17 protein-coding genes are annotated in these 20,144 nt (G+C 61.9%); 5 read left to right on the top strand and 12 right to left on the bottom strand.

Annotation, left to right across the window (positions count from 1 at the left end; genetic code table 11):
- The first annotated feature begins 103 nt into the window (after positions 1 to 103).
- The 4 genes from ACHMXK_RS16795 to ACHMXK_RS16780 are packed head-to-tail and all read left to right on the top strand — an operon-like array spanning position 104 to position 4,988.
- Positions 104 to 1,489, top strand: coding sequence for a phosphomannomutase/phosphoglucomutase (locus tag ACHMXK_RS16795; RefSeq protein ID WP_397441675.1), 1,386 nt, complete (start codon positions 104 to 106; stop codon positions 1,487 to 1,489).
- A gap of 19 nt (positions 1,490 to 1,508) precedes the next feature.
- Positions 1,509 to 2,555, top strand: coding sequence for a lipopolysaccharide heptosyltransferase I (gene waaC / locus ACHMXK_RS16790; RefSeq protein WP_397441674.1), 1,047 nt, complete (start codon positions 1,509 to 1,511; stop codon positions 2,553 to 2,555).
- Positions 2,555 to 3,859: a 3-deoxy-D-manno-octulosonic acid transferase gene (locus tag ACHMXK_RS16785; RefSeq protein WP_397441673.1), complete on the top strand. Its 1,305-nt coding sequence runs from the start codon at positions 2,555 to 2,557 to the stop codon at positions 3,857 to 3,859. The genes waaC and ACHMXK_RS16785 overlap by 1 nt, the downstream gene beginning before the upstream one ends.
- A gap of 4 nt (positions 3,860 to 3,863) precedes the next feature.
- Positions 3,864 to 4,988 (top strand): DNA alkylation repair protein, encoded by a 1,125-nt coding sequence (locus ACHMXK_RS16780; protein WP_397441672.1) that lies wholly within the window; start codon positions 3,864 to 3,866, stop codon positions 4,986 to 4,988.
- A 102-nt stretch (positions 4,989 to 5,090) separates the two neighbouring features.
- On the opposite strand, the gene ACHMXK_RS16775 is transcribed toward ACHMXK_RS16780, so the two are convergent.
- Genes ACHMXK_RS16775 through ACHMXK_RS16760 form a run of 4 tightly spaced genes read right to left on the bottom strand, consistent with a single transcriptional unit; the run spans position 5,091 to position 8,869 of the window.
- The gene (locus ACHMXK_RS16775) at positions 5,091 to 6,254 is read right to left on the bottom strand and encodes an acyl-CoA dehydrogenase family protein (RefSeq protein ID WP_397441671.1); all 1,164 of its coding nucleotides are present in this window, start codon (positions 6,252 to 6,254) and stop codon (positions 5,091 to 5,093) included.
- The gene (locus ACHMXK_RS16770; RefSeq protein ID WP_397441669.1) at positions 6,251 to 6,661 is read right to left on the bottom strand and encodes a cupin domain-containing protein; all 411 of its coding nucleotides are present in this window, start codon (positions 6,659 to 6,661) and stop codon (positions 6,251 to 6,253) included. Before ACHMXK_RS16770 ends, ACHMXK_RS16775 begins: the two co-directional genes overlap by 4 nt.
- A gap of 13 nt (positions 6,662 to 6,674) precedes the next feature.
- Entirely contained in the window at positions 6,675 to 7,904 is a 1,230-nt protein-coding gene (locus ACHMXK_RS16765; RefSeq protein ID WP_397441668.1) for a CaiB/BaiF CoA transferase family protein, read from the bottom strand.
- Between the two features lie 2 nt (positions 7,905 to 7,906).
- Positions 7,907 to 8,869 carry a Bug family tripartite tricarboxylate transporter substrate binding protein gene (locus ACHMXK_RS16760; protein ID WP_397441667.1) on the bottom strand — a complete coding sequence of 321 codons (963 nt, stop codon included), beginning with the start codon at positions 8,867 to 8,869 and terminating at the stop codon, positions 7,907 to 7,909.
- Positions 8,870 to 9,036: 167 nt separating this feature from the next.
- On the opposite strand from ACHMXK_RS16760, the gene ACHMXK_RS16755 reads away from it, so the two are divergent.
- The gene (locus ACHMXK_RS16755; RefSeq protein ID WP_397441666.1) at positions 9,037 to 9,927 is read left to right on the top strand and encodes a LysR substrate-binding domain-containing protein; all 891 of its coding nucleotides are present in this window, start codon (positions 9,037 to 9,039) and stop codon (positions 9,925 to 9,927) included.
- A gap of 360 nt (positions 9,928 to 10,287) precedes the next feature.
- Here the strand turns inward: ACHMXK_RS16755 and ACHMXK_RS16750 are convergent, their stop codons facing one another.
- From ACHMXK_RS16750 to ACHMXK_RS16715, 8 genes are all read right to left on the bottom strand, one after another.
- Complete coding sequence (locus ACHMXK_RS16750; protein ID WP_397441665.1) at positions 10,288 to 11,634, bottom strand: TolC family outer membrane protein; 1,347 nt, start codon at positions 11,632 to 11,634, stop codon at positions 10,288 to 10,290.
- Between the two features lie 49 nt (positions 11,635 to 11,683).
- A complete protein-coding gene (locus ACHMXK_RS16745) occupies positions 11,684 to 12,043 on the bottom strand; it encodes a rhodanese-like domain-containing protein (protein WP_397441664.1) in 360 nt (119 codons plus the stop codon).
- A 16-nt stretch (positions 12,044 to 12,059) separates the two neighbouring features.
- Positions 12,060 to 12,743: a protein-L-isoaspartate O-methyltransferase gene (locus tag ACHMXK_RS16740; RefSeq protein WP_397441663.1), complete on the bottom strand. Its 684-nt coding sequence runs from the start codon at positions 12,741 to 12,743 to the stop codon at positions 12,060 to 12,062.
- Positions 12,744 to 12,781: 38 nt separating this feature from the next.
- Positions 12,782 to 15,997, bottom strand: a complete 3,216-nt coding sequence (locus ACHMXK_RS16735; RefSeq protein ID WP_397441662.1) for an efflux RND transporter permease subunit — start codon at positions 15,995 to 15,997, stop codon at positions 12,782 to 12,784.
- A 6-nt stretch (positions 15,998 to 16,003) separates the two neighbouring features.
- Positions 16,004 to 17,215, bottom strand: a complete 1,212-nt coding sequence (locus ACHMXK_RS16730; RefSeq protein ID WP_397441660.1) for an efflux RND transporter periplasmic adaptor subunit — start codon at positions 17,213 to 17,215, stop codon at positions 16,004 to 16,006.
- On the bottom strand, positions 17,212 to 17,919 hold the full coding sequence (locus tag ACHMXK_RS16725) for a TetR/AcrR family transcriptional regulator (protein WP_397441659.1): 708 nt from the start codon (positions 17,917 to 17,919) through the stop codon (positions 17,212 to 17,214). The genes ACHMXK_RS16730 and ACHMXK_RS16725 overlap by 4 nt, the downstream gene beginning before the upstream one ends.
- A 136-nt stretch (positions 17,920 to 18,055) precedes the next feature.
- Positions 18,056 to 18,826: a YdcF family protein gene (locus tag ACHMXK_RS16720; RefSeq protein ID WP_397441658.1), complete on the bottom strand. Its 771-nt coding sequence runs from the start codon at positions 18,824 to 18,826 to the stop codon at positions 18,056 to 18,058.
- Positions 18,827 to 19,001: 175 nt separating this feature from the next.
- Positions 19,002 to 20,144 carry a CaiB/BaiF CoA transferase family protein gene (locus ACHMXK_RS16715; protein ID WP_397441657.1) on the bottom strand — a complete coding sequence of 381 codons (1,143 nt, stop codon included), beginning with the start codon at positions 20,142 to 20,144 and terminating at the stop codon, positions 19,002 to 19,004.

Here is a 20,144-nt window from a genome sequence, read left to right as displayed (position 1 = left end):
ATACGCCGCAGCGCGGGTGTAACTAGCCGTTTTCGGACATGTTCATGCGGGCCCTGGCGCCTACAATCCGTGCAATTACAGCGACTCACGGAGAACCCAGCCCATGCAGCTTGACCCCTCGATTTTCAAGGCCTACGACATCCGCGGCGTCGTGCCTTCCACCGTCAATGAAGAGGTGGCCGAGGCCTTGGGCCGCGCTTTCGGCAGCGAAGCCCTGGTGCAGGGCGAACGCACGGTGGCCGTGGGGCGTGACGGCCGTTTGAGCGGGCAGTCGCTGAGCGCGGCGCTGATTCGCGGTCTGGTCGCCAGCGGCGTCGACGTGATCGATGTCGGCATGGTCACCACGCCCCTGCTTTATTTTGCGGCCAGCACCCTGGCCACCTCGGGCATACAGATCACCGGCAGCCACAACCCCAAGGATTACAACGGCTTCAAGATGGTGATGGCCGGACGTGCAATTTACGGCGACGATATCCAGGCCTTGCGCCGCCGGATGAGCGAAGAGAACTGGGTGGTGCCGGCGCGCAGCGGCAGCATACGCAACATCAATGTGCTGGCGCCTTACCGCGATCGCATCGTGTCTGACATCAAGCTCCAGCGCCCCATGAAAGCGGTGATCGATTCCGGCAACGGCATTGCCGGCGCCTCGGCCCCGGCCATTTTCCGCGCGCTGGGCTGCGAGGTGGTCGAGCTGTTCAGCGAGGTGGACGGCACCTTCCCCAATCACCACCCGGACCCGAGCAAGCCGGAAAACCTCAAGGACCTGATCACCGCGCTGCAGGCCGGCGATGCCGAACTGGGCCTGGCCTTTGACGGCGACGGCGACCGACTGGGCATCGTGACCCGCGAGGGCAACACGATTTACCCGGACCGCCAGATGATGCTGTTTGCGCGCGATGTCTTGTCGCGTGTGCCGGGCGGCACGATTGTGTTTGACGTCAAATGTTCGCAACGCCTGGCGCCCGAGATCGAAGCGGCCGGCGGCGTGCCGCTGATGTACAAAACCGGCCACTCGCTGATCAAGGCCAAGATGAAAGAGCTGGACTCCCCGCTGGGTGGCGAGATGAGCGGCCACATCTTTTTCAAGGAACGCTGGTTTGGGTTTGACGACGGCACCTATGCCGGCGCGCGCCTGCTGGAGATCTTGAGCAAGGTGGCCGATGTGGGGGCGTTGCTCAACGGCCTGCCCACCAGCTTCAGCACGCCCGAGCTCAATGTCGCCTGCAAAGAAGGTGAGCCGCACACGGTGGTGGCGGCGCTGATCAAGCTGGCCGCCTTCCCCGCGCCAGCCAAAATCTCGACGATTGACGGGGTGCGCGTGGACTGGCCGGACGGTTTTGGTTTGATACGTGCGTCCAACACCACGCCGGTGCTGGTGCTGCGTTTTGAAGGCCATACCCAGCAAGCGCTGGCGCGGATTGAAGCCGACATGCTCAAGCTGTTGCGCAGCGTCAAACCCGACGCGAGTTTTTCTGCTGCGGCGCATTGAGCCTTGCCAAGTCAGGTTGATGAAAATCCTTCTGGTCAAACTCTCGTCGCTGGGCGACGTGGTGCACACCTTGCCGGTGGTGCAGGACATTCTGGCGGCGCACCCCGGTGCGCAAATCGACTGGGTGGTGGAAAAATCCTTTGCGCCTTTGCTGATGCCGCTGTTGGGGACCGGCTTGCGCCGCGTCATTCCCTGCGAAATACGCCGCTGGCGCAAATCGTTTTGGACCGCGGCCACTCGTGCCGAATGGTGCGCCTTCAAACAAGAATTGCAAGCCGAGGCGTACGACGCGGTGATCGATCTGCAGGGTCTGACCAAGTCCGCCGTCGTGGCGCGGCTGGCCAGGCTCAGCGCTAGCGGCCGGCGTTACGCGCTGGCGAACCAGACCGAAGGGTCGGGCTACGAAGCGCCAACACGCTGGCTGGCCGACGTGGCGATTCCCATACAGCCGCACATTCATGCCGTGCAGCGTTCGCGCGAGTTGTGCGCGCGTGCGCTGGGCTACACGCTGCCACCGGCCCTGGACTATGGATTAAAAGCGGCTCTGGCCCAGGAGGGACGGGCGTCCTCAGCTCCTGAAACAATAGCGTTTGTGCACGGCACCTCGCGCGCCGACAAGCAGTGGCCGCTGGAAAACTGGGTCTCGCTGGGCCGGCAATTGAATGCGCTGGGTTACCACATCGCCTTGCCGCATGGCAATGCCGAGGAATTGGTGGTGAGCCAGTTGCTGGCCGCGGCGCTGGACGGCAAAAACCCCGGGACCCAAGCCGTGGTGTGGCCACGTTTGCCGCTGGATGCGTTGACGCGGGAACTGGCGCCATGCGCCGGTGTGATCGGCGTGGACAGCGGCCTGAGCCACATCGCCGTGGCGCTGGATCTGCCGCATGTGCAGATCTACAACTTCGACACCGCCTGGCGCACCGGGCCAGCTGGCGCCGTCCAGGCCGGCCATGAGGGCGGACGCCAGATCAGCGTGTATGCCCAGCCGACACCCAGCGTGCGGGCGGTCTGGGACGCCTGGCTCAGTTGCCAGTCGGCCGTGGCGGACCCGGGGACTGCGCTTTGATGGCCGCCGTGGCGCGCAAGCTTTACACCTGGTTGATGTGGGCGATACAGCCCTTGTTGCGGCGCAAGCTGGCGCGGCGTGGCCGGGTCGAAGCCGGTTACCTGGACGCCGTGGATGAACGTTTCGGCTTTTACACGCAGGCGCCCGAAGCCCAATCCGAGCTGGTGTGGTTGCACGCCGTGTCGCTGGGTGAAACCCGCACCGCCGGTATTTTGCTCAAGGCCTTGCGCGCGCAGTGGCCGGGGCTGCGGGTTTTGTTGACCCACGGCACCGCCACCGGGCGTGCCGAAGGCACCAGCCTGCTGCGCGCCGGCGACGTGCAGGTCTGGCAGCCCTGGGACAGTGACGCCGCGGTGGCGCGGTTTTTCAGCCACTTCCGGCCGCGCCTGGGTTTGCTGATGGAAACCGAGGTCTGGCCCAACACCGTGGCTGGCGCGCAGGCGCACAGTGTGCCGCTGGCCCTGGTCAACGCGCGTCTGTCCGAGAAGTCCTTGCGCCAGGCAATGCGTGTGGCGCTGCTGTCGCGTCCGGCGTTTGCGGCGCTGGCGGCGGTCTACGCGCAAAGCGACAGCGATGCGCAACGCCTGCGTGTATTGGGCGCGAACGTGCAGGGCGTGTTCGGCAACCTGAAGTTTGACGCCACGCCGGATCCCGCGCAGCAGGCGCAAGGCCGCGCCTGGCGCCTGGCGCTGGCCCGCCCGGTGCTGCTGCTGGCCAGTGCGCGCGAAGGTGAAGAAGACAGTTTTCTTAAGGAAATAAAGGCTCTGGCCCTGATGGGTCGGGCGCAATCAGCTACCAAATTCATAGCGTCTGAGGCGCCGCAGATTCTCATCGTGCCGCGCCACCCGCAGCGGTTTGACGAGGTCTGTGGCTTGATAGAACAACACGGCTTGTCGGTGTCGCGCCGCTCCAGCTGGAACGGCGTGCCGCAGGCCGCTGATGTCTGGCTCGGCGACTCGCTGGGCGAAATGGCGCTGTATTACGCGATGAGTGATGCGGCCTTGCTGGGCGGCAGCTTTGCGCCGCTGGGCGGCCAGAACCTCATCGAAGCGGCGGCCGGCGGCTGTCCTGTGATCATGGGCCCGCACACCTTCAACTTTGCCGAAGCGGCCGAGCTGGCTTTAGCCGCCGGTGCCGCGTACCGTGTGGCCGACATGGCGGAGGCCGTGCGCAGCGCCCAGGCCTTGCTGGCGGACCGGCCAGCGCAACAGGCGGCTGCCGCAGCCAGCCTGCAGTTTGCGGCGCAACACCGGGGCGCGGCCGCCAACACGGTCAAAGCCCTGGCCTCATTGTTGAAAGTCTGACGCTGTGGCCGAACCGCTGGTGAATCAATTTGGCGCCGATGTGCCCGAAGCCATTGCACGCATGATCGCCGCCGTGCACCCGGCCTTTGAGGCTGCTCGTTTCATGCGTGATGTCTTGCAGGGTTACGACGAACTGGCGCTGATGCCGCGCGGCAAACATATTGCGCGTGCCTTGTATCGGCATTTGCCGCAGGACTACACCCAGGCCATCCACATCCTGCTGGCCTCGCTGGACCAGCCGCATGGCCGGCCGGCCGGTCTCAGCATGGCCTCGTTTTTGTACCTGCCGCACACGATGTTTGTGGCCGAGTTTGGGTTGAACCATTTTGAAGCCTCGATGTTGGCGGAGTACCAGTTGACGCAACGTTTCACGGCCGAGTTCAGCATCCGGCCTTTTTTTCAGCAGCACGAAGCCGCCACGCTGGCGCGTTTCAAGCTCTGGGCCAGCGACCCGAATCCGCATGTGCGCCGCCTGGTGTCCGAAGGCAGCCGGCCGCGCCTGCCCTGGGCCAGCCGCCTGCCGGTCTTTCAGAAAAATCCCGCGCCTGTGCTGGCCCTGCTGGACTTGCTGAAAGACGATCCCGAACTGTATGTGCGGCGCTCGGTCGCCAACAACCTCAACGACATCGGCAAGGACCATCCGGAGCTGCTCGCAAAAACCGCGAAGCAATGGCTCAAGGGCGCGAGCGACGAGCGGCGCTGGATAGTCCAGCACGCGCTGCGTTCGGCCGTCAAACGCGGCGAGGCCGGCGCGCTGGCGGTGCTGGGTTTTGGCCAGAGCGCCAACGTGGAAGTCGGCAAAGCCAGCCTCACGCCGAAACGTGTGGTCATGGGTGAGAAAGTCAACATTGCCTTTGAGGTGAGCAACACCAGTGCCCAGCCGCAAGAAGTGCTGGTGGACTTTTGCATCCACTACGTCAAGGCGAATGGCAAGACCAGCGCCAAGGTCTTCAAGCTCAAGGTCTTGCGCCTAGCGCCGCGCGAAACTGTGCGCTTGAGCAAGACTGTCTCGACGGCGGAGATGACAACGCGCAAACACCATGCGGGCAAACACCGCGTCGATGTGTTGCTGAATGGGCAGGCGAGGGCGCTGGGGGCGTTTGAGTTGGCCTCTGTTGCGACGAAGTAAATACGCTCAAGGCCTGCCGGCACTTTTACATCTGCGTGTCACTTGGCCTTGAATTTCCAATTCCAGGTTCTGAAAGTTCATCGACATATGGGCCTCCCGGACTCAGTAAGACTTGGGCAAGCCAAGCACTTTTTCGGCGATGAAGCACAGAATCAGTTGAGGGCTCACGGGCGCCAGGCGGGGAATCCAGGACTCGCGTAGATAGCGCTCCACGTGGTACTCCTTGGCGTAACCCATGCCGCCGTGGGTGAAGATGGCGTTTTCGCAAGCGTGGTAGCAGGCTTCTGCGGCAAGGTACTTCGCGCTGTTGGCTTCGGCGGCGCATGGCAAATGCTGGTCATACAGCCACGCTGCCTTCTGGACCATCAAGTGAGCGGCTTCAAGCTCCATCCAGGATTTGGCCAGAGGGTGCTGGATGCCTTGGTTTTGACCAATCGGGCGACCAAACACTTCGCGCTCATTGGCATAACCTGCTGCGCGTTTTAATGCTGCACGACCCAAGCCCACGGCTTCGCTGGCGATCAGGATGCGCTCTGGGTTCAGACCATGCAAGATGTAGCTGAAGCCTTTGCCTTCTTCTCCCACACGGTCTTCCACGGGAATACGCAGACCGTCAATGAACACCTGGTTGGAGTCCACGCACTTGCGACCCAGCTTTTCAATTTCCCGGACTTCCACCTTGCTGCGATCCATGTCGGTGTAGAACAGGCTCAAACCTTCGGTGCCTTTGCATTCTTCGATAGGTGTGGTGCGAGCCAGCAGCAGGATCTTGTTGGCCACTTGGGCCGTGCTGATCCAGACCTTTTGCCCGTGCACGACATAGTGATCGCCGTCACGTACCGCACGCGTCTTGAGCTTCAAGGTGTTTAGCCCGGTATTGGGTTCGGTCACCGCGAAGCAGGCCCGGTCCGTGCCCGCAATCAGCGGCGGCAACCAGCGCTGCTTTTGTTCATCGGTGCCGAACACCACGACGGGGTGCAGGCCAAAAATATTCATGTGTACCGCAGAGGCGCCAGACAAACCGGCGCCAGTTGCAGAAATTGTGTGCATCATGAGCGCCGCTTCGCTGATGCCCAGGCCTGCGCCGCCATAGGCCTCGGGCATGGCGATGCCCAACCAGCCCGAAGAAGCCAGCGCATGGTGGAAATCATCAGGGAAGCCGCCTTCCTGGTCCTTGCGCAGCCAGTAGTCAGCATCGAATGGCGCACAGACACGCTCAATGGCATCGCGGATTTGTTCTTGATCAGGGGTCAATGCAAAGTTCATCGAGAGGCTCCGTTCGAAATGGCGTTGTCGGGGCGAATCACTTTGTCGGGCGATTCGCCGTAAGGTGGGCTGTAGATCACGAGCAGCTTCACGGGGGTGTCACTGGTGACTGTGAAGACATGCATTTGGTCGGCAGGGAAGAAACAGGTGTCGCCTGGCGCCATCTCAAAAGATTGGCCGGCAACCTCGACGTGCGCTGTGCCTTCCAGCAGGTAGCAGGCTTGCTCAATGCCGGGGTGGGCATGGGGCAAGGCCCCGCCCCCTTTATGCAGCGTTCCGAGCAGCACCTCCATCTGCTGGGCGCCGACGGTCTCGGGGCCAATCAGTCGCTGATTGCTGGTGTGATGGTGATTGGCCGGTTGATAGGCCGGCACATCTGCGGTACGAACCAGGTAATTCGGTTGCATGTTGTTATTACTTTCAGGTGGAAGTTCGGCAAGCACCCTGTTCGACCAGGGTATGGATGCTCTCTGGGGTGTAGCCCGCTTCTTCCAGGAGTTGTCGGGTGTGTTCACCCAATCTTGGCGCAGGTGAAAAGCTCCGCGCTGGGGGCGTGGCCGACCACTTCGTCGGGTGAGCGAGTGTGTGCATCGGCCCTTCGGTCGGATGAACGGTGTCACTCACAAACCCCGTGGCACGCAGTTGTGGATTGACCAACAGATCTTCCGGACTGTTCATCGGCATGTTGGGCACATCGGCCGCATCCAGCAAGGTGCGCCAATCCGCGGTGGTGCGGGTGCGGATGATGCGGCCTACTTCCGCATAGACCTCGTCAATATGGGCCGCACGCGCGCTGTGTGTCACAAAGCGCGGATCGCGGCCCAGCTCATCGGACTCGCCGATGGCTTCAAAGAAACTTCTCCAGTGCTTGTCGTTGTAGATCAAGACACACAACATGCCATCGCTGGTGACATAAGGCTTGCGGTGTGGCGTCAGCAGACGTGCGTACCCGGGTTTTCCAATCGGCGGCTCGAAGCTCAGACCTGCCATGTGATCACCCAGGATGAACTGGGCCATGGCTTCAAACATCGGCACCACCACGGACTGACCCACGCCCGACTGGCTACGGGCATACAGTGCTGCCGTGACGGCGTAGACGGTATGCAAGCCCGTCACCCGATCTGCCAGCGTGGTCGGGGCATAGGCGGGCTCGGTCGTCCCATATTGCTCCATCAGCCATGGAACACCTGTTGCGCCCTGAATCAGATCGTCGTAAGCAGGCCGGGCGGCATCTGGACCGTCTTGATCAAACCCACAGCAACTCACATGGATGATGCGTGGGTTGCGCTGACGTATCGCTGCATAGTCCAGCCCCAAGCGGGCCAAAGCCTGTGGCCGCACGTTGCTGATAAACACGTCGCAACCCTCTGCCATCTTTAAGGCGGCCTCCAGGCCTTCAGGATGCTTGAGATCCAGGACGATACTTCTCTTGCCTGCGTTGGCATGCAGGAAGATATGTCCCATGCCGGCATGGTTCATGGGGCCGACGTGGCGCATGTTGTCGCCTTCCGGGGTCTCCACCTTGATGACCTCTGCGCCTAATTGAGCAAGAATCTGGGTCGCAAAAGGCCCCATGACGACAGAGGTTAGGTCAAGAATCTTCACACCGGCCAGCGGACCGGAGGTGGGGGCTGAATACTGAACAGACATGTTTATTCCGGACGAATGCCGGCTTGCTTGATGAGGGTGCTCCAGTGCGCGAGCTGGTCCGCCACGTATTTGGCAAACTCTTCCGGCGTTTTGGTCGGCCAGGTCTCAAAGCCAAGCTGGCTTAGTGCTTTCTGTACGTCCTTGTCGGCCAGAACCTCTTGCAGTTCCATGTTCAGCTTGTCCACCACAGGTTTGGGCGTACCCGCGGGTCCAAAAATGCCGTTCCAGGATGTCAAGTCAAATCCGGGGACCACTTTGGCGATGGGGACTGCCCCTGGTATCGCTTTCAGCGGCTCTTTTGTCGTGACGCCCAGAACCCGTACGCTTCCCGCATTAATCATGCCCATGCCAGAACCCAGATCCACGACATACATCTGTACGGACCCACCGATCAGATCGGTGAGGGCTTGGGGACTCGATTTGTAGGGAATCGCAACGACATCCAGGCCAGCAATCCGCTTGATGGTTTCAGAGGCCACCAAGGAGGTGCTGTTCGGCGTGGCGTAAGAGAATTTTCCAGGGTTGAGTTTGGCTTGATCGATCCAGTCTTTGAGCGACTTTCCGGGATCGTTTTTGTTGACCACCAGGGCAAAGGGAAGTTCACCAATGCGGGTGACGGGTGTGAAGTCCTTGATCGGGTCGTATTTGAGATTGAGGACCAGGCTGGGGTTGGCAGAGTGGGATGTATTGGTCGTCATCAGCAAGGTGTAGCCGTCGGGCTTGGCCTTGGCCACGAACAGGGCGCCAATCTGGGCGTTGGCACCTGCCTTGTTGTCGATAAGAACCGGCTGTTTGAGACGCTCACCGAGCTTCCTCGCAACAATGCGTGCCACCGCATCCGTGCCACTGCCGGCTGCAAACGGCACGACCAGCGTGACGGGCGCCGAGGGGTAGGTTTGGCTCAGGGCTGCCGAAACCGCAAGCAAGCTAGCCGCCAGGGTGAGGGCACGAGGAAGGATTTTCATGAAACGTCTCCGGTTGTAAATGTAATTTGGCACCGTCTGGTCAGTGGATGCGGTCACATCCTCCCCACTTCAATCATTCGTGTCCAATCCTATTTTTGGTTGGAGAGATTCCTTTTGCGAATCGTTGAAAGATAATCAGCCCTCGGCCTAACCCACACGCTCCACCCATGAAGCTTCACTTTCTTCGTTACTTTGTCGTACTGGCGGAAGAGCTGCATTTCGGACGCGCCGCAAGCAAGCTCGCGATCACGCAGCCGCCACTGAGCAGCGCCATCAAGTCGCTGGAACAGGAGTTGGAGGTGCAGCTCTTGATTCGCGATAGCAAACATGTCGAGCTGACCCAGGCCGGAGAGGCCTTCCTGGAAGAGGCGCGCCAGATTTTGGAACAAGTGGCCCGGGCTTCGAATGTGGCGAAAATCGTCGCCAGGGGGATGCGTGGGCGACTTGAAATTGGCATGACCGGTTCGCTGGTCTACCGGGAAGTGCCGACCATTGTGAGGCAGTTCAATGCGGAAATGCCAGACGTGGATGTGGTGCTGAGAGAGATGTCCAGTGCAGACCAGTTGAATGAGTTACTGCGCGGTCAGATCCATGCGGGGTTTGTGAATGCCTCCACGGTTCCGCCCCAATTGGCATCTTTGCCCATGGGTGAAGATGAATTTGTGCTCTGCTTGCCCGAGGATCATCCCAAAGCACAGGGCGATACGGTCGATCTGCGACAACTGGCCGATGAACGTTTTGTGATGTTTTCCCGAGATGTGGCGCCCGCAAACCATGACAACGTGATCGCCATCTTCTCTCGTGCCGGAATACACCCCAAAATTGCTCATGCGGCCCGTCAATGGTTGACGATTGTGGCCATGGTTGCAAATGGCCTTGGCGTTTCTCTTGTACCACGCACGCTGGCTCGCTCGCGTGTTCACGGTGTGAAATTCATGAAAATTAGCGGCGAACAAGTGCTTGCACCTGCAATGTTGGTATGGAATCCAGCTTACTACTTGCCGACCATACGTAGTTTTATTGAGTGCTCTGAACGGATTCTCACTCGGAAGTCGTGACAGAGCGAAGCATTTTTTTGCAATATCCCGTGTGCATAAACGAAACTGTAGGGTTACCCCAGCGTCGGGTTCTGGCAAGGTTTGTCCAAACCATCAAAACTGATCTGTCGTGGCGAATGACCGCTGACGAGTCGGTAAAATTTTGAAATTCAACTTCCAGAAAGCTGCCGGTGGTGCCCGGTTGAATCCGCCGTCCAAAGGCGACGCTCGCTAGCCGTCGATAACTACATATTGCCGATAACCAACCCGGCGATGTTGATAAGTTCAAGCATGACAGGAAGGCCATGTCCATCGGCAGACCGCCAAAGATACCTTCCCACTGGGCAGAGGCGCAGGGCCCCAGAGCCCGTTCGCCCTGACCTACTGCACCAGCAGCGAATTGATCAACAACAGGTCTTCCGGCGTCAGCGTGCCGTTGGCCTGGCGCAGCTTGAGGCCGCCGACCAGCACGTCGTAACGGGCTTTGGCCAGATCGCGTTTGGTCTGGAACAGCTGGCTTTGTGCGTTGAGCACGTCGATGTTGATACGCACGCCGACCTGGTAACCCAGCTTGTTGGCGTCCAGCGCGCTCTGGCTGGACAACTCGGCCGCTTCCAGGGCCTTGACCTGTCCCTGGCCCGACAACACGCCGAAGAAGGCGGTGCGGGTGCCGAGGGCGACGCCGCGTCGGGCGCCTACCAGGTCGGTGCGTGCTTTTTCTTCCAGCGACAGGGTTTCACGGATGCGGTTTTGTGTGGCGAAGCCGGCAAACAGCGGCATGTTCAGCGCCACACCCACGGTGGCGGCGTTGGTGCGAAAGGTGGCGTTGGCCACGGTGGCGGTGCCGTTCAGGTTGCGTTGTATGCCGTAGCTGGCGGTTAGGTCCACCGTCGGTTTGTGGCCGGCTTCGGCCTTGTCGATCTCCAGCTTGGCGACTTCCAGGTTGGCCTGGGCCTGGCGTATCGCCGGGTGCTGCGCTTCCGATTGCAGAACCCAGGCATTGACGTCGGCTGGCACCAGGGGCGGCAAGTCCAGCGGCACTTGCACACCTTTGGGCTGGGCATCGGTTTTACCGACCAACTGGTCGAGCGCGATTTTTTTGACCCGCAAGTCGTTTTCGGCGGCGATTTCCTGGGCGATCACCAGGTCGTACCTGGCTTGGGCTTCGCGGGTATCGGTGATGGTGGAGGTGCCGACTTCGAAGTTGCGTTTGGCCGATGCCAGTTGTTCGGCCACGGCGGCTTTTTGCGCGCGCACAAACGCCAGTGTGTCCTGCGCCGCCAGCACATCAAAATAAGTCTGGCTGGTGCGTACGATCAGGTCCTGTTCGGCGGCCTCCAGCTGGGCCCTGGACAACTCGACCTGCCGCTTGCCCTGCTCGTAGGTGGCCCAGTTGCCGGGACGGTACAGCGGCTGCGAGGCATTCAAGCCGGCGGTTTGCGTGGTGAAATCGCGCTCGCTGGCCGGGCTGCTCATTTCAAAATTGGTACGCGACGCCCCGGCTGACAACGCGGCCGACGGCAGGATGCCGGCCTTGGCCTGGTCGGCCTTGGCGAGGTTGGCGTCGTAGAGCGACCGGGCCGACTGGTAGGCCGCATCGTAGTCGCGCGCCGAGCGGTACAGCTCCACCAGGTTCTGGGCTTGAGCCGAAGGCGCCAAAACCGCCAGCACAGTGCTCAGTGCGAGAGCCAGAGGCAACAAGGCCGGTTTTTTCAGTCGCGTCGTCATGGGTGTCCTGATGAAAGGGGAAATAAGCGGTAAGGGCGATGGCAACAAGTCAATACAGCGGCACAGAGGGGTCGCGCTGCTTGGCCCAGGCGTCGATACCGCCCTGCAGGTTCACCACCTGGGTGAAACCGTTTTGTTCCAGGTAGTTGGCGACCTGCAGGCTGCGCATGCCGTGATGGCACAGGCAGGCCAGCGGCTGGTCGGCCGGCAGTTCCTGCTGCAGTTGCGCCAGCCGGGCCGGGACTTCGCGCATCGGAATGCGCAGCAAGGTAAAGCCGTCTTCCGGCTGGACCGAGGCGGTTTGCACTTCCCACGGTTCACGCACGTCCAGCAACACGGGCGGGGGCGCATCGGCCGCCAGGCTGTCGCGCCAGGCGTTGAAATCGGCAGGGGCAAGCTGGGCAATCATGGCTGGCGGCTTTTTCTTAGAAATTGAATTTGGAAGGCTCGGGGAAGTTGAGCAGGCGCGGTGCCACCGTGTCCCAGCCTTGCGTGGTGCGGTAGGCGGTTTCACTGACACGGGTCACCAGCGTGGCGCGCATCATGGGCTCGAACCCAACCACGGCGCTGAGCCGGCCGCCGACTTTGAGCATGGCCAGCAGTGCGGCTGGCACCTCGGCCACCGAGCCGCTGAGCACAATCACGTCGAAAGGGCCGCTCAGCGGGTCGCTGGCCGCGACCGCCTGGCTGAGTTTGGCGGCGCCGTCGCCGGTACGCACCTCGGCGTTGTAGATGCCGGCTTTTTTCAGGTTGTCGCGAGCCAGCTGGGCCAGGTCGGGATCGATCTCCAGAGTGATGACCTGCTGCGCGCGGTGCGCCAGCAAGGCGGCCATGTAGCCGGAGCCGGCGCCGATTTCCAGGACTTTTTCATGTTTTTGCACGGCCAGGTCCTGCAGGAAACGGGCTTCGACCTTGGGTGCCAGCATGGTTTGGCCGGGCTTGCTGCCCAGCGGGATCTCCATGTCGACAAAGGCCAGCGACTGCAGGGCGGCCGGCACAAAATCCTCGCGCTTGATCACGGCCAGGAGGGAAAGAACCTGGTTGTCCAGCACTTCCCAGGGGCGGATTTGCTGCTCAATCATGTTGAAGCGGGCTTGTTCGTAGTTCATGGTGGGGCCTGTCAAAAAAGCGGGTGAAGGTATCGGGGTCAACCGATGATTTTAACGGGGGGCGTCACGACCGTGGCCTGGGCGCCGCGGCCGCCAAAGCGGCGTTTCAGCCACTGTGCGAAGTCGTCGAGGTAACAATAGGTCACCGGCACCACCACCAGGGTCAGCAGCGAGGAGGTGATCACGCCGCCAATCACGGCCTGGCCCATGGGCGCGCGTTGTTCCGAGCCTTCGGTCAGCGCAAAAGCCAGCGGCACCATGCCGAAAATCATGGCCAGCGTGGTCATCAGGATGGGCCGCAGCCGCACGCGGGCGGCCAGCAGCAGGGCTTCGCTGCGTTCCATGCCTTGCTCGCGCATGCGGATCGCAAAGTCCACCAGCAAAATCGCGTTTTTGGTGACCAGGCCCATCAGCATCACGATGCCGATGATGGAGAACATCGACAGGGTAGAGCGGAACAGCAGTAGCGCCAGCACCACGCCGATCAGGGTTAGCGGCAAGGAGGTCATCAGCGCCAGAGGCTGCAGGAAACTCTTGAACTGGCTGGCCAGGATCATGTAGATGAACAAAATTGCCAGCACCAGCGCCGAGATCGCGTAACCAAAGGATTCGGCCATGTTTTTGGTCGAGCCGCCAAACTGGTAGCGGTAGCCGGGCGGGAAGTTGATGCCGTCCAGCGCCGTGCGGATATCGGCCGAGACTTCGCCGGCCGAACGGTTGTAGACGTTGGCATTGATCGCAACTTCACGTGTCAGGTCGCGCCGATTGATCTGGTTCGGCCCGGTGGCCTCTTTCACCGTGGCCAGCTGACCCAGGCGCACGGTGCGGGCCGTGCCGTCGGCATTGCTGCCTATGGTGCTGCTGATAAACGGCAGGCGCTCCAGGTCTTGCGGCGCGTTGCGCGCGTCGGGTGCCAGGCGCACGTTCACGTCGTAGGTCTGGTCGTCAGGCGCGCGCCAGTTGCCGACGGTTTGCCCGGCCACCAGGGTGCGTAGCGCGCCGGCGATTTGCGACACGCTCAATCCCAGGTCGGAGGCAGCGTCGCGTTTGACGTCGACTTCAATCGTCGGTTTGTCGGGCTTGAGGCTGGAGTCCAGGTCCACCAGGCCGGGAATGTCCTTGACCTTGTCCGTCACCAGGCGCGTCAGGCGGTCCAGTTCTTTCAGGTCGCTGCCCTGCAGCGAAAACTCCACCTGTTTGCCGCCACCGACGGAGTCAAGCAGGCCGACGTGGGTCACGGTGATGCCGGGCACCTGCTTGAGCCGCTCGCGCAACACATTGGACAATTCGTCCACGCTGCGGCTTCGGGCCTTGCGGTCCACCAGGCGCACGTAAATGCTGGCGTACATCTTGCCCTGGGCGTTGCCGGTGTTGAGGGTGGCCAGCGTGTAGCTGACTTCCGGGAATTCGCCCAAGATGGTCTCGACCTGTTTGGCCTTGGCCTCGGTGGCTTCCAGCGAGGAGCCGACGGGCGTGTAGAAATTAAGCGTGGTTTCCGAGAAGTCGGCCTTGGGCACAAACTCCGTGCCCAGCAAGGGCACCATGAAGAGGCTGGTGACAAACACCACCACGGCCAGGCCCACGGTGGCCAGCTTGTGGCCCAAGGACCAGCGCAGGATGTGCTGGTAGGTCTCGGCCAGCGCATCGGTGGCGCGTTCGAACCAGCCGGTCACGCGGCCTATGGTCTTGTCGTAAAAGGTGACCGGTGCGTGATGTCTGCCGTGCGCTTCGATGCTGGGGTCGTGCCAGATGCTGGAGAGCATGGGGTCCAGCGTGAAACTCACAAACATCGAGATCAACACCGCCGCCACGATGGTGACGCCGAACTCGTGGAAAAATTTGCCTATGATGCCGCCCATGAAGCCTATGGGCAAAAACACCGCGACGATGGAAAAGGTGGTGGCCAGCACCGCCAGGCCAATTTCCTGCGTGCCGTCCAGCGAGGCCTGGTACGGCGTTTTGCCCAACTGCACATGGCGCACGATGTTTTCGCGAACCACAATCGCATCGTCAATCAGCAGGCCTACACACAGGCTGAGCGCCATCAGGGTGATCATGTTGATGGTGAAACCAAACATGTTCATGAACAAAAAGGTGCCAATGATGGAGATCGGCAAGGTCAGGCCGGTGATCACCGTGGAGCGCCAGGAGTTCAGGAACAGGAAAACAATCAGGACCGTGAGCAGCGCACCTTCGATCAGCGTGCGTCTGACGTTTTCGACCGCCACACGGATGGGGCGCGAGCCGTCGCCAATCAGTGCCAGTTGCGTGCCCGGTGGCAGTTCGGCCTGGATGTCCTTGATGGCCTTGTTCAGGCCATCGACCACCGCAATGGTGTTTTCGTCCTGGGCTTTTTGCACCGTCAGCAACAAGGTGCGCTGGCCGTTGTAAAGCGCCAGGCTGTCGATTTCCTGCGAGCCGTCGCGGATGGTGGCGACTTGGTCGACGGTCACCGCGCTGCCGGCGCCGGTGCCCGATGATTTGCGCGCCACGATGATTTTTCCGAAGTCTTCCGGCCGTTTCATGCGGGCGTCGATTTTCACGACACGCTCCTGCGCCAGCGAACGGATGGCGCCAACCGGCAGGTCCTGATTTTCATTACGCACGGCGTTGACCACCTGGTCGGCCGTGATACCCAGGGACTCCATGGCCTGCGGGTTCAGGTAGATGTTGATCTCGCGCTTGCTGCCGCCCACCAGGTTGACCGAGCCCACACCACGCACGTTTTCCAAGCGCTTCTTCAACACCTGGTCGGCCCAGTTGGTCAGTTCCACGGCGGAGGGGACGGTACCGACCTTGCCTTTGTCCGGATTGGTCTTGGGCAACACGGCGACCGACCAGATCGCGCGGCTGGCCGGATCAAAGCGCAACACGCGCGGCTCTTTCACCTCGTCGCGCAGCAGTGGGCGCAGCGATGCGATTTTTTCGCGCACGTCTTCTGCCGCCTTGCGGCCGTCGATTTGCAACTGGAACTCGATGATGACGACCGACTGGCCTTCGAAGCTACGCGAGGTCAGGGCGTTGATGCCGGCGATCGAGTTGACCCCTTCCTCGATTTTTTTGGTGACTTCGCTTTCGACAATCTCCGGCGACGCACCGGGGTATTCGGTGGTGACCACCACCACCGGGAAGTCAATGTTGGGGAACTGGTCCACCTGCAGACGCTGGTAGGAGAACAGGCCCAGCACCACAATGGCCAGCATGACCATGGTGGCGAACACCGGATTTTTCAGGCTGACGCGTGTGAACCACATAAGGGTTTAGGGTGCCGCTTTGGGCGCCGCAGCGGGCGTCGCGGCCCAGACCGGGGCTTGCGTGAATTTCACCGTTGTGCCTTCACGCAGGCTGCCCACCGCACCCTGGATCACCACCGCGTTTTCGCTCAGGCCCTGGACGGCCACCATGGCTTCGTCGTTGGCGCCGACAGCCGTGTTGTTGCCGCGCGCGCCCAGTACCACCGGCTTGTGCACGACCTGGTTGTTCTCCACCACCTGCACATAAGGTGTGGGTTTGTCGGTGCGCACGGCGCTGACCGGGACGGCCAAAGCCGACAGGCGCGCCGTGCCCAGTGTGCCCTGCGCAAACAGGCCTTGCCGCAAACCCGAGGGCTCGGTCGCCCCCGGGTTGGCGCGGTTGTCTATGCTCAGGTAAACCAACACGCTGCGGCTGCCGGCTTGTGCGCTGGGGTTGATACGTGCCACCGTGGCGGTGACACTCTGGCCGCTGCCTTCGATCTGCAATTGGGCGGTCTGGCCGGGGCGCACGGCCAGGGCATCGGTGGCGCTGAGGCTGGCTTCAAGTTCGAGCCGGCTCAGGTCCACGATTTCCAGCACCTTGGTGTCTATGCCTATGCGTTCGCCGGGCTGCGCCAGGCGCTGTGCCACATGGCCGTTCAGGGGCGAACGCAGCACGGTTTCATCCAGCGATTTTTTGGCGACTTCGACGGCAGCCAGCGCTGCCTTGTGGTTGGCTTTGGCGGCGTTGAGGTTGGCCAGCGAGGCGTCCAACGCGGTTTTGGAAATAAAACCCTGATCCACCAGCGCCTGGTTGTTGTCATATTGGCGCTGCACGATGTCGATTTGTGCCTTGGCCGAGTCGGCCTGTTCCTGCGCCTGCCGCACACGCGACTGGTATTCGCTGGGATCGATGCGGGCCAGCACTTGGCCGGCCTTGACCAGATCACCTTCACGCACACTCAGGTCCTGCAGCTCACCGGCGACACGTGTCTTGATGACGGCCGAGTTGACGGCCTTGAGCGCGCCCGACAGCACCAGGCCCTGGCTCAGTTCGCGGGTGTTGGCTTGCACCACATCCGTGGCGGCCAGCTCGACCAGCGCCTGCGCCTTGCCGGCGGCGGCGCTTGCCGCCAGGGTTTGCTGCTGTTTTTTGCGGGCCGAGAGGGACCCCAGCACAGCCGCCGCCAGGAGCAGCAGCAAGAGGGCTGCCAGCCCCCATTTGATCCATCGTTTCATGCGTCGACCTTGCCCTTGCCGGGTTTGTTGCGATTGGCCGCTGGCGGCGCACACATGCCGTGGAGCATGGTGTCGACCAGGGTGGCGATGTATTTTTCGGCCTTTCCTGGCAGGCTGGCGTCAGCGCAGGTGCCGGCGGAATGTTTGGCCAAGATCAGGAAAACCATGGGGGCGATCACGCTGTACACCGCGTAATCCAGGTCCATGGGGCGAAACTCGCCGCGGTCTATGCCGCGCTGCATGATGCGGCGTATCAACGCCTGGCCCGGCTGCACCACTTCCTGCTGGTAAAAAGCGGCAATTTCCGGGAAGTTGCCGGCCTCGCTCATCAACAGCTTGGTGATGCCCGAGGCGCGGGTCGCGCCTACATGCGTCCACCAGACCGTCATGCAATACGCCAGCATCTCGGCGGCCGTGCCTTCAAATTTCTCAAACTCCTCGTTCCACCCCTTGAAGCGGCCCGAGATGTTTTCACGCACCACGGCTTTGAGCAGTTCTTCCTTGCTCTGGAAATACAGAAACAGCGTGCCCTTGGAGACGCCGGCCCGCGCGGCGACTTCTTCGGCGCGGGTGGCGGCAAAGCCTTTTTCCACAAACAGGTCCAGCGCCGCGTTCAGCAGTTCGCCCGGGCGTGCCTCTTTGCGCCGCTCGCGTTTGGCGGACAGCGTGGCTGTTTTTTCGCAGATGAATTTGGAAATGGACATGAATTACTGACTAATCGGTTAGTAATGTAGCGGCTCGCTACCTGACCGTCAAGCCGACACTATGCCGTGGCCGGCCGGGTTGGCGCCGGTTTCCAAGTAAAAGGCAGGTAAAGTGCGCGGGGCCGCACTTTATTGGTCAGGCGCCAGCGACACGCAGGCCAAGCCATTCCCTGAGCACCGCGCGTGACGATTGCAAGCCCTCCGCCGAGGGCAACCATTGCAGCAGCCCATTCTGGTTGGGCAAGATATAAGCCATGGGTGCGGGGCTGACCGTGAAGCCGGCACGTTCAAAGGCCAGCACCGAGCGCGGCATGTGCCAGGCGTTGGTCACCAGCGCAATCCTTTGAATGTTGTCTTTTTGCAGCAGCGGCCTGAGCAGTCTGGCGTTTTCAGCCGTGTCGCGTGACTGGTCATCGACCCAGCGCAGCGCCAGCCCGTAGTCCTGCTGCGCCAGCCGGCGCGCTATTTCACCTTCCGAGAGTGTTTGTGCGCTGGAGGCGCTCCAGCCCAGGCCGCCCGCGAAGGCGATCGGCAACTGGGTCTGCCGTGCCAGCCAGACACCGTAGCGCATGCGCGCGGCGGTCTCCGCCGAGGCTTGTGGCTCGCCGTACTCCGGCGCCAGGGGATAAGCCCCACCGCCCAACACCACAATCGCCTGCACGCCCTGGGTTTTCAGCGCGGCCACCGGGAGTGGCGCATGTTGGGGCAATATGTTTTGCGCCAGCCAGACCGCCACCGCCGAGCAGCTCAGCAACCAGAGCAGGGCCGCGGCGACAAACGCCACGAGCAGGCCGGCGGCTTTTTTTCTGGCTGCCAGCAACAGCCCCAGCAACAGAAGCAGCAGCGGCGCGGCGGGTGGCAGCACCAGTGTGGCCAGAATGGGCTTGAGTTCGCCGAGCTGGAGCATGGGGTGGGTCGCTATTAAATAAATAGCTGCTTGCGCCCGTGTGCCAAGGGCTGGAGGCAGATCTGATTAATAAAATGCCCGTGAAGCGCTTGGCTGGGCCGCGACTCGGAAAAGACGCAGGCACCTCAGGGGTCCGGGAGAGTGTACCCAGTGACACCCGCCCAGACGGTCACCTTCAGGTCGGCGTGTGATCCGCTGACAATTCCGTCGGCGGCGCATGGCGGTAGGTCGCCGGTGTGCGGCTCAGCTTGATCGGGGAGGCGATGCCTGTGTAATCGTCGCCGATACGCACAACCATCTCGCGGTGCTGGGTGTGCGGGTGTTGCAGCGCGGCATCCACCGTCAGGATGGGGGCGCAGGGCACACCTAGCTGCATCAAGGCCTCGGCCAGTTGGGCGCCGTCGTGTCCGGCCAGTGCTTGTACGAGCAGTTCACGCAATTCCTGGCGTTGTACCGAGCGTGCGCCCGCCTTGCTGAAGCGCGGGTCGCTTGCCAGGGCTTCGGTCCGCAGGTGCTGGCACAGCAGGGCGAATTGCCGGTCGTTGCCGACGGCCAGAAAAATCGGGACGGTGCGGGTTGGAAAAGCGTCGTAGGGATAAATGTTGGGGTGGGCGTTGCCTGTGAGTCCGGGGTTTTTGCCGTCCAGAAACCAGTTGGCGGCGTGCGGGTGTAACAGCGAGAGGCCGCAGTCGAACAGGCTGGCCTCCACAAACTGGCCCTTGCCGCTGCGTGCACGTTCCTGCAAGGCCAGCAACACACCCAGCGCCGCATTCAGCCCGGTGACCAGGTCCACGACCGGCAAACCGACCCGCAAGGGATCACCACCAGATTCACCGTTGACACTCATGATGCCGGTCAGCGCCTGCACGGCGGCGTCATAACCCGGCAGGCCACCGAGTGGGCCATCGGCGCCGAAGCCGCTGACGCGGCAATGAATCAGGCGCGGAAAACGTTTGGCCAGGTCTTCATAACCCAGGCCCCACTTTTCTAGGGTGCCGGTTTTGAAGTTTTCGATGACCACGTCGGCGCCTTCCAGCAAACCCAGCAGCACAGCCTGTCCGGCTGCACTGGCAAGGTCGAGTTGCATGCCGAGTTTGTTGCGGTTCAAGCCCAGGTAATAAGACGCCACGCCGTTCTGGAAGGGCGGGCCCCAAGCGCGGGTGTCGTCGCCTTGCGGCGGCTCGACCTTGAGCACGTCGGCGCCGTGGTCGCCCAGGATCTGGCCGCAGTAGGGTCCGCCCAGAACGCGTGACAGGTCGATCACGCGTATGCCTTGCAGTGCGCCTTGGGGCGCCTTGGGGGTCGAATCGGTGGTCAT

Source organism: Polaromonas sp. UC242_47 (genome assembly GCF_044452385.1).
GTDB lineage: Bacteria > Pseudomonadota > Gammaproteobacteria > Burkholderiales > Burkholderiaceae_C > Polaromonas.
Note: the sequence above shows the minus strand (reverse complement) of the source record. Positions and strands in the feature narration are given on the sequence as shown.